The following is a 16961-nucleotide window of genomic DNA, read 5'->3' as shown; positions in this document are numbered from 1 at the left end:
ATTTAAAATGTAACTGATAACCCGAATACCACTTTCTTCGTTGTAGGATAATTTCCATAATCTACACCCATACCACTGGTAGTTGTGGATGAAACCTCCGGATCAAGTCCCGGATACTTCGTAAACAAGAAAAAATTATCCAGCGAAGCATAAACTCTCAATTTATCAACCAAGAACTTTTTTGTAACAGTTTGAGGCAATGTATATCCCAACTGTATCTGCTTGATACGGAAATAAGAACCATCAAAAATATAGGCATCCGACAAACCATATTTATCTGCATTTGTATTTTGCGGCCGTGCAAACTTACGACTCGTGTTTCCATCTGCCGTCCAACGTTGATCATACATTTCTTTCAGAGTATATGATATTGAGTTATAACTATAGGACATGAATACATCATTGCCTACGGAACCATTCCCGAAAATCAGAAAATCAAAATTCTTATAGTTGGCTGTTAATGTAATTCCATACGTAAAGTCCGGCATCGGCTTACCAATCATTGCTTTATCACTTGCATCAATAGTACCGTCACCTGTATTATCCTTGAATATAGGGTTACCGGCATCATCCAAGTGATCGACTTGGTAGCCTCTGAAATACCATACCGGATAACCTACCTCAAATGCAGAGAAAGAACCGTTTGAAGCCATGGTAGTGGCACCCTCTATACGTCCGCCGCTAACATGCGGGTCCAAATAAGTAACCTCATTTTTCAAAGTTGCCAGATTAGCTGTTACAGAATAATTGAAATCTCCAATTTTATCCTTCCATCCGGTTTCAAATTCAAATCCTTTATTCATAACATTACCGGCATTCATCGGAGCTGATGAGTTTCCTGCCTCATAAGGAATAACGATATCAGAAACAATCAAATCTTTTGTTTTCTTTTTATACCAGTCCATACCAAACGAGAAACGATCATTGAAAGCGCGCAGATCTATACCTAAATCCAGTTGTTCTGAAGTTTCCCATTTCAAATCAGGATTATATAGTTGGGAAGGCTTAGCAGAAGTAACGTATTTCATTGCCGTATTGCTAAAAGAGTATCCGGCAGCCGAAGTAACCAAAGAATTGGAATATTTATAACCACTCAAGTTACTCGTACTACCATTTTGTCCCCAACTTGCACGTACTTTCAAAAATGTCAGAGGGGTATTATTCCTCTCCGTGAAAAAGCTTTCATTGGAAATAACCCAACCGGCAGATACCGATGGGAAATATCCCCAGCGATTATTACCCGGAAGCACAGAAGTATCGGCTGCATCGGCACGCATAGCTACCTGCAGCATATAACGGTTCTGATAATCATAAGCCAAACGACCAAAATAAGACAATTTACGATTAATCAGATTATAACCGGCAGTACTCTTCACTGCATCTCCGGCAGGATACGAGACATCGGCATACAAAGGGTCATGTTTGGCCGTCTTGTCCACACCGGCAGACACGTAAGTAAAGTTGTTCTCACTATAAGACATACCCAGCATAGCAGAAACATGATGCTTATCCCACAAATCTGTACTATAGTTGACAAAGTTCTCCCACTGGTAATAGGTAGTGGAAGTATTGGTACGAGTAGCTCCATTTTTGTCTTTATTGTTGGCTGATGCCGAACCATAATATAAATTATTATACTGATAAGTGTTTGCATTCAATTCTCTATATCCCAAACGGGTAGTAAATACAAGTCCTTTGAATGGAGTCAGATTAGCATACAGTGTCCCCATCAGACTATTACCGAAATTTTTCTTATCACTCATGCGAATAGCTACCATAGGGTGTATCTGTTCCATGGAACCTAAACAACTATAATAGTCGCCTTTATCATTACGCAACAAAGTAAAACCGTTGGCAATCAATGCTTCCATCTGCTTGGGAAGTGCATCGGCAGAATATGTGTCTGCATAATAAGGAGCCATAGTCATCACCGTAGCAATCATACTGGAATATGAATTGCCTGCACTTCCATCATTGATTGATTTCTGCGTATATTTGGCATAATTGGCCGTAACCCCCACCTTCAACCAGGACTTAATGTCATAATCGGCATTCAACATTACCGAGAGTCGCTTATAAGTATCCTTATTTTCACGAAGGATACCATTATCATAAAGATTATTCAATGACAAGAAAAAAGATCCCTTATCATTTGCCCCTTGGAAGTTGACGGTATGATGAGAAGACGGTGAAGCATTAAAAGCTACATCATACCAATCGGTAGTTGATACTCCATCCCATGTACCGCTGCTAATGAGTTCCTGAATATTATCATCTGTAAAAGTAGGGTCCTGCTCCTTTTTTTGCAGCAAAGCTTCCTGTGAATTAATCAGTTTGGGCCGCCGAGCCAGACTACTGATAGAATATTGAAAATCATAAGAAATGCTGCTGGTTCCTTTACTTCCGCTTTTTGTTGTAATAAGAACCACTCCATTACCTGCCTGTGCACCATAAATAGCAGCTGAAGCAGCATCTTTCAAGACCTCCATACTTTTTATATTATTAGGATCCACTGAGCTCAAATCGGAGACAATCAATCCATCTACAACATAGAGGGGATCCGAAGTCCCATTCGAGGAAAAACCACGGACACGGATAGTAGGCGAAGCGCCCGGTTGTGAAGTGGTGGATATTAATTGTACACCGGCAGTCTTACCTTGCAAAGCTTCCTCCACCCGAGTAATGGATCGGTTCTGGATATCCTCCGCCTTAACTGAAGATATGGCACCGGTCAAATCACTCTTCTTCTGCACACCATAGCCCACCACTACTACTTCATCCAGTGTCCGCGTATCTTCTTTCATTATTACATCCATTTTCTCTGATACGGCTTTCCGCTCCTGTGTCACATATCCTATGTATGAATAGACAATTATGGCACCTTGTTTTACCTTTAGCGAGTAAGTTCCTTCCATATTCGTTATTACTCCATTCGAAGTACCTTTCTCAAGTACACTCACACCAATCATAGGTTCCCCCAAATCATCTACAACCTGTCCCGATATCAACACCGGACTCTGCGCTAGCATAAAAGGTATTCCTATTAAAAGGAATAACCCAAATGCCGTCAGCCTTCTCTTAAAATTGTTTTCCATAATACTTAAATAATTAGACTTGTTAATAAAAAAACTACATTCATTTATATTGTAGTACTCTTGGTGCAATTTTATCAAAAGAACCTCTAAAATAGTATTGGGGAAATACATAAATATTTTCTCTTTGTTCAACCTTTGTTTCTTGCACGTTCAAAAATTTGTCAATATGTTCAAAAGATGTCTTACAACATAATTCTGACCAGAAAATCACTTCATCGGCAAATGTTACCTACCAATTTTCTTTCTACTTTTGTCCGTTCCATTGTAAGATTTACTTTAATGCATCTTTATCATGAAAACACATATCATATTCATCATAGTTTTATCTGCAATTACTATAATCTCATGCAAGCCAATCACTGTGAAAGAGGAAACGAACAATCCGGATGTTTCGAAAATTTCAGCAACCATCTCCAATCAAAACATTACGGCTTTTCAAGAAGATGCACAAGGTTACATTTGGATAGGTACTGCCCGGGGACTAAATAAATTCAATGCACATGAGTATCGGCAATATTATAGTTCCTCCGATACCCTTCAACTGCCCGGGGACAGAATTCAGGACATCTTTATGGACTCACGTAAACGCTTATGGATAGCAACTACCAACGGTGTCTGCCAATATACCGACCAAGACAACTTCCGTCAGATTCCCATAAACGTACCATACAGCAACAAAAATGGATATCAACTGATAGAAAATAAAAATGGAAAAATCTTTTTAAACATGATTGTGCATCTGTGCGTATATAATCCCGAAACAGAAAGTTTCAATCCTATTTTTTTTAACTTCGACCCGGACAACACCTATAAGCAAACTTGCTACATTGACAGGAACAATCATCTATGGGCCGTCAACCCTACTTCCATAAGATGTTATGATTCTTCGAACATGAAATTGAGAGACTCTATTCCAATGCATCAGAGGATTACATATTCCTACATGCATAATCGTACATCTTTATGGTTGGTGAGCAATAACCGTCTTTTCATATTTGACACCGAGAACAAACGATTCAAAGCACTCCCTGATGCTATAAAAAGACATCCCATTTTATCAAAAAACGCTATTAACTACATACATCCATACGAAAAAAACAGTCTGCTAATCTGTACGCAAAACAATATGTTCCTTTACAACGAAAAGAAAGACATTATCATAAATGAGAAAGAAAAAGAATTTCCTTTTGAAGTTCCACAATATGGAGTTAACTGTATGTTTACCGATTCTCACAAGAATCTATGGATAGGTTCCCAAGACCAAGGATATACCGTACGGTATCATTATAAGGAACGCTTCAACAGCAACAATTATCTACGTTCCTTTTTCAGTCAAAAATCCATTATTGCCATTGATGCCGACCAACATAATCTATATATATCAACCCTAAAAGACGGCATGTACATCTACAACTTAAATACGCAACACATAAAAGCCGTAGATATTAATAAAATAATACCTGCTGAAAATTCCGGGAATATAGTCATCAAGCACATCTACCATGATAAAGATCAACATATTTGGGTGGCTACCAACACTAATCAAATAATAAAATGTACCTTTGAAAACAATCAACTAACAGCAACAAAAACTTTCTCCATTCCTCATCCACTATGCATAGTACAAGACCGTAACGGAACGATATGGGTAGGCAGTTTTAGCCAAACAATATATGCTCTGAGAGAAGGTGAAAAAGATTTCACGCCCATATCCCTTTATCCCAAATCGTATTTCACCTTTACTCCTGCCATACGTCCTCTCTCCAATGGAGAAATTTTAATCGCCTCCTTTGCCAATAGGATTCGTTTAGTAAACCCCGATACGTGGAAAAGTCAAATGATAAACATTTCGAGAGCCGACAGTGCTACCTGCATACGACGTTCCAAATTTATCCCTACCACATTGTACGAAGACAGCCAGGGAGATATCTGGATTGGTACCTCCTATAACGGTCTTTTACGATACAGCCCTCAAAATCAGAAGTTAGTAGCTATTCCCGGCATTGCCTGCACAGAAGTTTGCAGTATCGAAGAAGATGTACAAGGAAATATCTGGATATCTACATTATACGGATTAAGCAAGTACGAACGCCGGACAAACCAAGTCAGCAATTATTATGCAAGTGACGGCATCGAGGGCAATCAATTCTATGACCGTGCATCTTGTCGGCTTTCAGACGGTACTTTGATATTCGGAGGAACCCACGGAATAACATTCTTCAATCCTATGGAGGCTTTCTATAAATACAACATTCCCCTAAAATTCGAAAGTCTGAAAATTCACAATCAACTTATACAGCCCGGAGAAAATGCAATCATCGAAAAAGACCTCTCCTGCCAACCTGACATACATCTGAGACACGACCAGACCAGTTTCAGCATATCATTTGCCGCACTGGATTATAGTGAATACGAACGAATACACTATCATTACCAGTTGGAGGGCATTGACCGCTACTGGATACACGCATACACTAACCGGGAAGCTTATTATGCCAACCTTCCTGCAGGAACTTACATCTTCAAAATAAAAATTACCAATGAAGACCAAAGTATAATTGGAAAAGAAAAACGATTACGCATCATCATCAAACCAGCTCCTTGGGATACTTGGTGGGCAAGATGCCTGTATACTCTGGCAATCATCGGAATAGCCGGCATACTCATACACAGTTGGCGGCGCATAAAAATTGAAAAAGAAACCGCATATCGTGCCGAACAAGAGAAAGCACAAGAGCAGAAGATGAACAAAATACACATGAGCTATTTTACCAACATATCGCATGAATTCCGTACACCGCTGACAACGATGCTGGGATCTATCAGGCAATTGTGTGCCGTTCCTGCCAATGCTGCACCCAACAAGGAACTTTTAAATATTCTACAAGATGGCATCTTACGGATGCTCCGATTGGTCAACCAGCTACTTGATTTCAATAAGATAGACAACAATAGTTTAGGACTGGAAGTGCAGCAGACAAATCTCACTTCTACCATCAAACAAATCATCAGTTTTTTCAGTATCAACGCCCAAAGTAAAAACATAACTATAATCCCTCAAGGCTTACACAATGATATTCTCAGCTGGGCAGATGAAGACAAAGTTGAAAAAATACTAAGCAACCTGCTTTCCAATGCCATGAAGTTCACTCCCGCAGGAGGTGAAATAGAGGTTTCATTTGCCACTGTCATGCGCCAAGAAATCGAACAGTCCTTCAAATTGACAGAACAAGACAAAAGTACCCGATACGTCCAGATTTCTATAGCCAACACCGGAGAAAATATCCCGGAAGATCAGCTGGAAAAGATATTTGAACGATTCTATCAGATTAAAGAAAATAAAGGTACCTACAACTGGGGAACAGGCATAGGGCTCTATTATGCCCGCAGCCTTGCCAAACTACACCATGGGTACCTTGAAGCGGCAAACCGAAAGGAAGGAGGAGGTGCCGTATTCACCCTGGTCTTGCCCGCAGATGACTTTTCATACACCAAAGAAGAGCGATGCTATGGCCCCAAAACGCCCATAAACAATATTCCCATAAAACCTGCAGAGATACAACCGGACGACAGCCATAAAGATCAAATAAATCCGAAAACGGTATTAATAGTAGATGATGACCCAACCATAATGCATTATTTACAGATATTATTGACCCCATACTATCATATTATCAGCCGATTCAATTCCAATAATATCCTTCAGACCATTGCCGAGGAAGCACCGGACTTAGTACTGAGCGATGTACTAATGCCGGACAAGGACGGATATCAGCTTTGTAAGGAGATTAAAGCAAATCTACAATTTTGCCACATACCGGTTATTCTGGTAACAGCTAAAGCTACCATGGAAAACCAAATAGAAGGATTACACACAGGAGCAGATGCATACGTACCCAAACCTTTCGAACCGGCCTATTTACTGGCTTTAATCGAATCACTATTGACAAACCGTGACAAAGTGCGTAATTTCTTAGTACAAAATACCCGGACAAGCCAAACGAATGAATTTGTCCTTACCCCAAAAGATGAAGCTTTTATGGCAGAACTATATAAATTAATGGAAAATGAGTTGGATAATCCCGAATTGGACATCACACGAATGACCGAATTACTCAAAATCTCCCGTACCAAATTCTACTACAAAGTGAAAGGGCTGACCGGTAAAAACCCAAGTGTTTTCTTCAGAACTTATAAACTGAACCGAGCAGCCGAACTAATTAAAGAAGGAATCTATACCATTTCTGAAATTGCAGACATGACTGGTTTTAATACCCTTTCCCACTTCTCTACCTGCTTCAAAAAGCAATTTGGTGTAAACCCAAGTGAATATCAATAAGTATCGTTAGGGGCACTTACTATAAATCAACTTTTTCGTCAACGGATCGCGCGAAAAATGCTTAAAGAAATCCCACATTAACTGCGCATCCGGCTTAAAGTTCCAATGACCGTAGTCATTCACAGCCACCATTTTAATCAGAGGGACATCGCCTTTGTAAAGTACCCCTGCTTCCATTGTGATGCGCTTGTTTGTATGAAGCACTTTCCTATCTTTCAGTTCGATACCGAAAGTTGCATCTTTCGAAAAATCCGGCCGACTGCTCACTTCCATGCCATTCATGGTCTGATAGGCAGTCCACGCACAGAAAAAGGCATTGGTACGCCAGTTGCTTTCGTTTACAAAAGGAACCACCTCATCATCCGTACCGGTAACCGAGAAATACGCAGTTTCCACATTCCCCCGTTTCTGTACGGCTTCATTCATCAGTGCTTCACCATTATAACCGAACATATACCGATTGGGAGTCAGACCTGCCGACTGAGCGCCCACGGCGGCAAACACATGCGATTTGCGGATGCCAAGTCCCGTAGCCGTAGCTGCCCCGGCTGAAAGGCCTTCAGCATATACTCGAGAAGGATCTATCTGAGGATACGTCTTCAATAAATGATATACCACCTGCTCAATGCCATCCAAACCCATAGCAGCATAACCATTGCCTTGCCACTCCAGCTCCGCAACAATGAAGTTCTCCTTGCCTGCAAGTTCAATGAAACCAGACGTCTCGGCCTGCGTACGAGGATCATTATTGTTGCCATGCAGCAGAAGCAACAAAGGCACAGTACCTTTTTCCGCTTTTAAAGTAGCTTCCGGATGAAACTCATACCACAAGAAATTTCCCGTCCCTATCAGGTCTTTTTCTATCACCCGACGCGTGATTCCCCAGTCTTCGGGCATTATATAAGGCTCCAACTCATACGCACCATATTGATCGGATAACGCCCCCGTATACCAGGTATGCTTATAATTATTGAAACGATAGTTCTTGCAAAGTAGAACCTCCCAAGCTTCGGCAAACGCCTCTTTCAACGAAACATATTTGTTTGTACTGACCACGACCTGCTGCAACGGTTCTTGTCGATTGGCATAATAAGCCAAACCGTCTGCCTTTCGTACCAGTTCCGCCTGATTCTGCTCAATATAGGCAGCTGCTACCTGCCGACTGCGCACTCCGCCAATAAACGCAGGAACAGAAGCGACATCCTTACCCACCTTAGCCGGCCGCCCATTCAGGGAAACAATACCTGCCACGGCACCTGCGTGTCCGGCTATGGCCTTATTAACGAATGTTGCTCCTGCACCGATACCGATTATCTTCAGATTTGTAAAAATCCGCATTTTGTTCAGGAAGTTTTTATACCCCTCCAAGTCTTTAATCGCATCATACTCCTTTCCCAACGGATTCATAACACAAACCGTTCCCGAATACTTATGGGCATACTCCGCAATGCCCAGTTCATTGATCAAAGCCGTAGCTCCGGCAGCATCGCAAGGCTTATCGGGATAAACAAGAAAAAAAGGAGAGAAACCGGGAAAACGCCCCTGGACATTCTTACACGTATCGCGCGTAATATAAGTTTCCTGCTCTAACCCGGGAAAACGAACAAAAGGAGGAAGTCCGTCAGGAGTTCCATCAGCACTCTTCATCTGCAAAGCAAATACAGACAACAAGAGTAAAAAGACGAATTTTAGTTTCATAGTATTCTTAACAATTAGTTTTATGACTGCAATATTAGCGAATTACCCCTAAAACATTATTTCCTATTTGTTCAAAAGTTTGTCTGTCGGTTCAATTTTATTCGTTACATTTGCAGTGTTTCTTAAAATCAGCTTTTATGGCACACCGTCTCAATACCAACAAGCAATTTATGATAGGCAACGGCCTCCTTGCCTTTGCAGTGATTTTCGTGGTCGTAATCTTCGTCTATATGAGCATGAGGCTGCAACAACAGAAAAAGGAAGGACGGAACTTTATCGAAACCTATACCGTCACTCTGGTAAAAGGCTTTGCCGGTGACTCCACATCTATCTTCATCAACGACAGCCTGCTGGTAAACCAAAAAATGACCGAAGAACCTTTCACTATCGAAGTGAAACGGTTTGCAGAGCAAAGCGCACTGATGATAGTCGATAACCTCACCGAAAAACTCTCCTTGTTCGAATTGAGCGAGAAAGGAGGAAAATACCGGTTCGAGAAGGAAGGGGAAGAGGTGAAGCAGTTGGCACAAGAAGACAGGTAAAGAATACAATCCGGGAAATATGCTTGAACGACTTCTATTTCAGAAGTCTGTGCGATACCCTTTCAACTCATTCCGCAATGCCTGCGCCTTTCCATCCGTCATTTTGTCGAGCAACGCCCAGAAACGTTCTCCGTGGTTCATCTCGCGGGTATGTGCCAGCTCGTGGAGCAAAACGTAGTCTATCAAATGCTTGGGAAGAAGCACCAGATAATAGGAAAGATTGATATTGCCGCGTGCCGAGCAACTCCCCCAGCGCCCGCTGCTTGAATTGATCTTCACACTTTTATAGGGAAGATTGTGCTGCATGGAGAGCATATACAAACGGGGAGGAAGGATAATCTTCGCATTGCGCCGCAAAGCCTCTTCAATCACCTTTCGCAACCAGGCTTGCAGGTTCTCATCCGTAAAGTCGGCATCGGGCGGACAAATTATCTGCATCTCACCCAACTCCGAACGCGACAGGAAACGTTCCCGCTGGCCGCTTGTCAAACTCAACTTAAAGAACTCCGTATCAATCCGGTAATCTAAATCAATCAACGGACGAACCTGCTTCTGCCTGGCATTCCTCAACCGCGGACGAAGTTGCTCTATCGCATTCTTTACTTCGGCAAGCGTAGTGCCGGGAGGTACGGTTACATACACCCCGTCTTCCTTCGTCCGGAAAGTCAAGCGCCTTGCCCGGGCATTCACCCGGATAAACAAACGCCCCAGCTCCTTATCTTCTAAAATACGTTCTGTCACCATCTACTTTAATGAATGGACAAATGAACGAAGAATCGTCCGAAAAAACAAGGATTTGTCTGCCAAAAGCGAACGAAGTGTCCGAAAACGAACACCCGGCCCAAAGTTCTTCTTTCTAAGAATCAGCAAGTTATATTTATGGCACGGGAATTGACTAAAGAATACCAGCTAAACATTTCAAAAGAAAAAAGCATTTTGGCATGCAACTTTCTTGAAACAAATAACGTCTAACATATAAAGCAAATTATAAAAACGAACGAATATGAAAAGTTTAACAGCATTCCTCACAATCGCCATCTTGGCATTCAGTACAACAGCTTGTTCACAACAGCACACGTATAGTTCCGGCGGTTCTCGCGGCAAAACAGTGAAAGCCAGCAAGAACTATGTAACCAAAGATATCAAGGTTGATAACTTCACCAAACTGAGTGTATCCGGCAGTCCGGACGTCACCTATACACAGAAACCCGGTAAGCCGTCAGTAGAAGTGTATACTTCGGACAACATCGTAGACTTGCTGGATATCCGCGTAGAGGGCAATACTCTCATCGTAGGCTTCAAGAAGAATGTCAGTGTATCTTACGATAAGTTGAAAATCCGCGTTTCTGCCGAGAAACTGAACGGCATAGCCGTAGCAGGCTCAGGAGACATAGAACTGGCCAACGGACTGAAGACAGATGAACTCAAAATATCTGTTGCAGGTTCGGGAGATATAGAAGGCAATAACATCTCTTGCACAGACCTCAACATTTCCGTTGCTGGATCGGGAGATATCAATAGCAGCAATATTACTTGCAATAACCTTAAAGTTTCAGTGGCAGGATCGGGTGACATGAAGTTGGATAACGTTACAGCGGCTTCCACCATTGCCTCCGTAGCAGGTTCGGGTACAGTAAAACTGAGCGGAAGCACCGAAGAAGCAGAATACAGCGTAGCAGGATCGGGTGATTTGTTCGCTTCCGACTTCCAAGCCAAGAGAATCTCTGCCAGCGTAACCGGCTCGGGCGACATCAAATGCCATGCAACCGATTTCCTGAAAGTACGTACTGCCGGAAGCGGAAGCGTAGGCTACAAAGGAAATCCGGAACTGGATTACCCGAAGAAAGGATTGTATAAGCTCTAATTGGGATTGATTGTATATATTTTAAGATTAATGAATAAACAGACCTAAACTAGATTCTCTCTAAAAATAACCTATATGAATGGCGTAAGGCTTCCGGGAGGAAGCCTTTCGTGTTTTTACCACCTCCTTGGAGAAGGGCATAAAAAAATAAAGGGACGCTGCATCACGCGGCGTCCCATCTATCTTAGTTAGTTTTTTATAAGATTTTGAGAGAATTGAAACTTCACAGCCTCAAGTTGTTTTAATAAAGCACACTAACTATATTATGTTTAAAGCAAATGAAAATGTTATTTTTAAAAAGCAAATGAAAACATCTATTCCTTGATTTCCGCTTCCTTCTCTACACGCCGCAGGCTGTCTATCAGCTGCTTCTCGTGCGTCACGGCTGCCTCTCCCGAAAGAGCGACCGACGGTGCGGAAATTTGTTTGCCGATGGTATCGGCGGCGGCTACCTCCTTCACATCCGAGAAAAATGAATGTTGCATCACATTCCCCAACGAAAGAACCACTGCCACTACTGCGGCGGCTTTGAACAACGGCATGAAGCGAGCGGTCAACGTCAGGCGCTTGGCCTTGACTACCGGAACTTCCACTTCGGCAAGTACCCGTGCGTCGAAATCTTCGCCCAGACGGTCTTCTTGCAGAAACTGCTGATATACAAACAAGTCCTTGTAGCGAAGCAGATGTGCGGGAACATTGCCTTCACTAAAGAATGTACGTAGCTGCGCTTCTTCTTCGAGGGAAGTCTCGCACTGCCAGTAGCGTTCCAAGAGTTGTTCTATATATTTAGAGTCCATAACCTTCTATATCTATAAACTTTTGTTTTACTTTTTGCCGCGCCCTGAAGAGGTTTACTTTTACTTGTTCCTCGGTCAAGTTCAAGGCTGCCGCTATTTCCTTGTAGCTCTTACCTTCGATGTCCCTCAACTCCATAATCAGTCGTTGTTTCTCGGGAAGCTCGTTCATCAGCCGGTGTATCAACGTCATACGTTCTTTGTTCACCAACTTCTCGTAAGGGCTCGATGCATCTGAGGCCTCCTCCATTTCAGGAGTCAACTCCACGGTCTGAGCATCTTTCTTTTCGCTGCGGTCTATCGCCAGATTCTTTGCCACTGTCAGGCAATAGGCTTCGACAGAACCGAATTGCGTCCACTCATCACGCTTGTTCCAGACCCTTATCAGCGTTTCCTGCACAACATCCTCTGCTTCTGCCCTATCGAACGTTATTCTCAGGGCTAACCGAAAGAGCTTGTCTTTCAGAGGGAGAATGTCATTACGAAAGCTGAGTTCTTGCATCTCTAATAAATTGACGGTTAAGTATACAGAAAGTTACAGCTTACCACCACTTTTTTCTGAATTATTTTTTGATTCGGGTTCCACTGTTTCCATTAATCGCTGAAGCCAAGGTAATTACGACTTCGGACACACCGGCATTCAATGCCTCAAAAGAGTTCTCCAGTTTCGGAATCATACCTCCTTGAATCACTCCGTCGGCCACGTATTGCTGGAATTCAGCAGGTGTAATCTGCGGAATGACGCTGTCGTCATCGTTTTCGTCGCGCAATACACCTTTCTTCTCAAAACAGAAGACCAGGGTTACGTCGAACAGGCTTGCCAGTGCCTTGGCCGTTTCGCCGGCAATGGTGTCGGCGTTCGTATTCAGCATGTGTCCGTTGCCGTCGTGCGTCAGCGGAGCCATCACGGGAACGACCCCTTTATGGATCAGGTCGCCCAGGAAAGCAGCATTTACCTGCTTCACATCGCCCACAAAGCCATAGTCCACTTCTTTCACGGGACGCTTCACGGAGCGGATCACATCCATATCGGCACCCGTAAGCCCCAGTGCATTGACGCCGCGCGCCTGCAGTCCGGCTACGATGTTCTTGTTTACCAATCCGCCGTACACCATTGTCACCACTTTCAGGGTTTCGGCATCGGTGATGCGACGTCCATTTACCATTTTGCTTTCAATACCCAGTTGGGCGGCCAGCTTGGTAGCCGAGCGTCCGCCCCCGTGTACCAGGACTTTATAACCGTCGATGGCGGCAAAGTCATCCAACAACTTGTAGAGGGTGGCTTCCTCTTCTACGATTTTGCCACCCACTTTGATTACAGTAAGTTTTTCTCTCATTATTCCAAATAAGTATATCCGTAGAGTCCGGAACGATAGTTAGACAAGAATTCTTTTCCTTCTTCCAGCGAAATGCGCCCTTCCTTGACCGATTGCGACACCCAGGTTTCGAGGGTACGCACCAGTTTCTTAGGACTGTATTGCACGTAGTCCAGCACTTCGGCAACTGTTTCACCGTCAATCACCTGATCGATGGAGTACCCCTTGTCACTGACAGAGATATGTACGGCATTGGTATCGCCGAATAGATTGTGCATATCGCCCAAGATTTCCTGATAAGCGCCCACCAGGAACACACCTACATAATAAGGCTCCTTGCTCTTCAGGGAGTGCACCGGCAGGTAGTGTGCCACATTCTTCGTAGAGATAAAGTTGGCTATCTTTCCGTCGGAGTCGCAAGTCACGTCCTGCAAAGTGGCGGAGCGTTCGGGTTTCTCGTCCAGGCGCTGGATAGGCATAATGGGGAATATCTGGTCTATCGCCCACGAGTCCGGCAAGGACTGGAAGAGCGAGAAGTTACAGAAATATTTATCCGCCAGCAGCTTAGGAAGACCGCGGAATTCATCGGGAGCATGTTTCAGTCCGCTTGCTATCTGATGCACTTCGCGCATGATAGACCAATACAGACGTTCTATCTGCGCACGTGTCTTCAAGTCCACAATACCGTGGCTGAACAAGTCGAGCGCTTCTTCGCGAATCTGCTGCGCATCGTGCCAGGCTTCCAGCATCTTGTTCTGGTTCAGTGTGTCCCAAATGCCATAAAGTTCGCGTAGCAGTTCATGGTCGTCTTCCGTCACCACTTCGTCATCGTCCCACTCGGGCAAAGTAGTGGTTTCCAGCACCTCGAAGATGAGCACGGAGTGATGGGCGGTCAGAGCGCGTCCGCTCTCGGTGATAATATTAGGATGGGGAATGCCATTCTTATCGCTGGCATCTACCAAGGTAGATATGGAGTCGTTGACGTATTCCTGAATGGAATAGTTCACACTGCTCTCACTGCTGGAAGAACGGGTCCCGTCATAATCCACGCCAAGACCACCGCCTATATCCACAAACTCCACCTTAAAGCCCATGGCATGCAACTGGACATAGAATTGCGAAGCCTCACGAAGTGCAGTCTTGATGCGGCGTATCTTCGTCACCTGGCTACCGATGTGAAAATGTATCAATTTCAGACAATCCTGCAAGCCTTTATCCGACAAAAAGTCGAGCGCCTCGAGCAATTCGCTGGAAGACAGACCAAACTTGCTTGCATCCCCGCCGGAATCTTCCCACTTGCCACTTCCCGAAGAAGCCAGCTTAATGCGAATACCGATATTAGGTCTTACGTTCAACTGCTTCGCCATCTTGGCAATCAGTTTAAGCTCGTTCATTTTTTCTACTACAAGGAAGATGCGCTTACCCATCTTCTGAGCAAGCAAAGCCAACTCTATATAGCTCTCATCTTTGTAGCCGTTGCAGATAATCAGCGAATCGGAGTCCGTATTGATGGCAATCACGGCATGCAGTTCGGGTTTGGAACCAGCTTCCAGCCCCAAGTTGAACTTCTTGCCGTGGCTGATGATTTCCTCCACTACCGGGCGCATCTGATTCACCTTAATGGGATAAATGATGAAGTTTTCCGCCTTATAACCGTATTCCTCGGCTGCCTGCTTGAAACAGCAAGAAGTTTTCTCAATCCGGTTGTCGAGGATGTCAGGAAAACGTAACAACATAGGGGCCGTCACATCGCGCAGTTGCAACTCGTCTACCAACTCTTTTAAATCGACGGCAACGCCATTCTTACGCGGTGTTACCACAACATGACCTTTGTCATTGATACTAAAGTACGAAGTGCCCCAACCTGTTATGTTGTACAGCTCTTCTGAATCTTCAATACGCCATTTTCTCATTTTTTGTTACTTTGCAGTTTAGTGATTTGAAATATAAAGGGGGACAAAAATACATATAAATATAATATTTCCCGCTCTTTTGGCCGAAAAATACACATTTACAAGGGATTAAAGGTTCAAAAGATTACGCAATTGTTGCACGGATTCGGCTATCTGACTATAACTTTCCAAGCGTCCGGCATCAAAACGATAAAGCGCCCGCGAATAGAAAGGGGCACGCTTTTCCAATGCCTCCACAATGAAGGCACGCAACTCCTCGTCCGTCTTGCCTTGCAGGATGGGGCGCTTCTGGGTAGCTATGCGCAAGCGCCGGAACAGCACATCGGGGTGTACGTCCAGAAACACCGTCTGTCCGCAACTGTTCATATAGTCCATGTTATCGAAGAAACAAGGGGTGCCGCCGCCGGTGGAAATGACTACATCCTCAAACTCGCCCACCTCGTGCAGCATCGTCCGTTCCAGTTCACGAAAAGAGGCCTCTCCCCGCTCGGCGAACAATTCACGGATTGATTTGTGAAAACGTTCTTCGATGTGCCAGTCCAGGTCGATGAACGGCACATTCAGTTGGCGGGCAAAAGCCTTTCCTAAAGTTGTTTTTCCGGCTCCCATGTAGCCGGTCAAGAAAATACGTATCATATCTGCTTACCTTTGCAGGCAAAGGTAAACAAATTATTTCATCTGTTTAAAGGAAAATCTTGATACGTTCGCTCAAATCATCAAATTCCTTCTCACCCGGCTCGGCGGTGGGCGTACCGAAAGGCATTTGTGCAACGAGTGTCCACGTTTCGGGCAGATGCCAGGTGCGGCGTACTTCCTCGTCAATCAGCGGGTTGTAGTGTTGCAGGGAGGCTCCCAGGCCCAAGTCTTCGAGCATGGTCCAAATGGCGAATTGGTGCATGGCAGAAGTCTGCTGCGACCAGGTGGCAAAGTTATGCTTGTAGGCAGGGAATTGCTCTTCCAGCTTCGTCACGATGGCATGTTCCTCAAAGAAGAGGATGGTACCGTGTCCGCAGGCAAAGGAGCCGTCAATCTTTTCTTCTGTCTTCTGGAAACGGTCTGCGGGAACCAGGGCTCTCAGCTGGTCTTTCACGATCCGCCACAACTTCTGATGTTCGTCGCCCAGCAACAATACTACGCGCGTTGTCTGCGAATTGAATGCCGACGGCACATGCTTCACCGCCACGCGGATGGCGTGTACCACTTCCTCGTCCAGCACGGGCGAGTCACTGTTGATGGAATAATACGTACGGCGATGCTCCAAAGCCTCTTCAAATGTCCTCTTCATATGTCTTTCTCTCATAATGGTTTTCTTAATTTATTGTTTTCCTATATTGATAGAACAAGTGAGGGGGAGAAGTTGTTCGGTTTTGCAGAATATATTCTTACCTTTGTCGCCTATT

At 44.0% G+C, this 16961-nt stretch carries 12 protein-coding genes; 3 read left to right on the top strand and 9 right to left on the bottom strand.

The features are described from left to right. Positions 1–2: 2 nt before the first annotated feature. Complete coding sequence (locus AAE250_RS01265; RefSeq protein WP_294595359.1) at positions 3–3095, bottom strand: SusC/RagA family TonB-linked outer membrane protein; 3093 nt, start codon at positions 3093–3095, stop codon at positions 3–5. A gap of 292 nt (positions 3096–3387) precedes the next feature. Between AAE250_RS01265 and AAE250_RS01260 the strand changes: the two genes are divergently transcribed. After that, on the top strand, positions 3388–7434 hold the full coding sequence (locus AAE250_RS01260; RefSeq protein WP_342288619.1) for a two-component regulator propeller domain-containing protein: 4047 nt from the start codon (positions 3388–3390) through the stop codon (positions 7432–7434). Positions 7435–7440: 6 nt separating this feature from the next. Here the strand turns inward: AAE250_RS01260 and AAE250_RS01255 are convergent, their stop codons facing one another. Continuing rightward, on the bottom strand, positions 7441–9132 hold the full coding sequence (locus tag AAE250_RS01255) for a PHB depolymerase family esterase (protein ID WP_294595361.1): 1692 nt from the start codon (positions 9130–9132) through the stop codon (positions 7441–7443). Between the two features lie 137 nt (positions 9133–9269). On the opposite strand from AAE250_RS01255, the gene AAE250_RS01250 reads away from it, so the two are divergent. Next, a complete protein-coding gene (locus AAE250_RS01250) occupies positions 9270–9674 on the top strand; it encodes a hypothetical protein (RefSeq protein WP_294595363.1) in 405 nt (134 codons plus the stop codon). Between the two features lie 39 nt (positions 9675–9713). Here the strand turns inward: AAE250_RS01250 and AAE250_RS01245 are convergent, their stop codons facing one another. Next, positions 9714–10418 (bottom strand): YgjP family zinc-dependent metalloprotease, encoded by a 705-nt coding sequence (locus AAE250_RS01245; RefSeq protein WP_294595364.1) that lies wholly within the window; start codon positions 10416–10418, stop codon positions 9714–9716. A 259-nt stretch (positions 10419–10677) separates the two neighbouring features. Between AAE250_RS01245 and AAE250_RS01240 the strand changes: the two genes are divergently transcribed. Beyond that, complete coding sequence (locus tag AAE250_RS01240; protein ID WP_294595365.1) at positions 10678–11538, top strand: head GIN domain-containing protein; 861 nt, start codon at positions 10678–10680, stop codon at positions 11536–11538. A gap of 314 nt (positions 11539–11852) precedes the next feature. Here AAE250_RS01240 and AAE250_RS01235 read toward each other — a convergent pair whose 3' ends face one another. From AAE250_RS01235 to AAE250_RS01210, 6 genes are all read right to left on the bottom strand, one after another. After that, entirely contained in the window at positions 11853–12335 is a 483-nt protein-coding gene (locus tag AAE250_RS01235; protein WP_294595367.1) for a hypothetical protein, read from the bottom strand. After that, entirely contained in the window at positions 12325–12834 is a 510-nt protein-coding gene (locus AAE250_RS01230) for an RNA polymerase sigma factor (RefSeq protein WP_294595369.1), read from the bottom strand. The genes AAE250_RS01235 and AAE250_RS01230 overlap by 11 nt, the downstream gene beginning before the upstream one ends. A 61-nt stretch (positions 12835–12895) precedes the next feature. Continuing rightward, complete coding sequence (gene argB / locus AAE250_RS01225) at positions 12896–13669, bottom strand: acetylglutamate kinase (RefSeq protein WP_294595370.1); 774 nt, start codon at positions 13667–13669, stop codon at positions 12896–12898. Then, the gene (gene speA, locus AAE250_RS01220; protein ID WP_294595372.1) at positions 13669–15561 is read right to left on the bottom strand and encodes a biosynthetic arginine decarboxylase; all 1893 of its coding nucleotides are present in this window, start codon (positions 15559–15561) and stop codon (positions 13669–13671) included. Before speA ends, argB begins: the two co-directional genes overlap by 1 nt. A gap of 108 nt (positions 15562–15669) precedes the next feature. Next, entirely contained in the window at positions 15670–16197 is a 528-nt protein-coding gene (locus AAE250_RS01215; protein ID WP_294595374.1) for a shikimate kinase, read from the bottom strand. Positions 16198–16243: 46 nt separating this feature from the next. Next, positions 16244–16846: a nitroreductase family protein gene (locus tag AAE250_RS01210; protein ID WP_294595557.1), complete on the bottom strand. Its 603-nt coding sequence runs from the start codon at positions 16844–16846 to the stop codon at positions 16244–16246. Positions 16847–16961: the final 115 nt, after the last annotated feature.

Origin of the sequence: Bacteroides sp. GD17, assembly GCF_038448625.1 — a bacterium.
Classification (GTDB): Bacteria; Bacteroidota; Bacteroidia; order Bacteroidales; family Bacteroidaceae; genus Bacteroides.
This window is presented reverse-complemented; position numbering and strand designations above follow the sequence as displayed.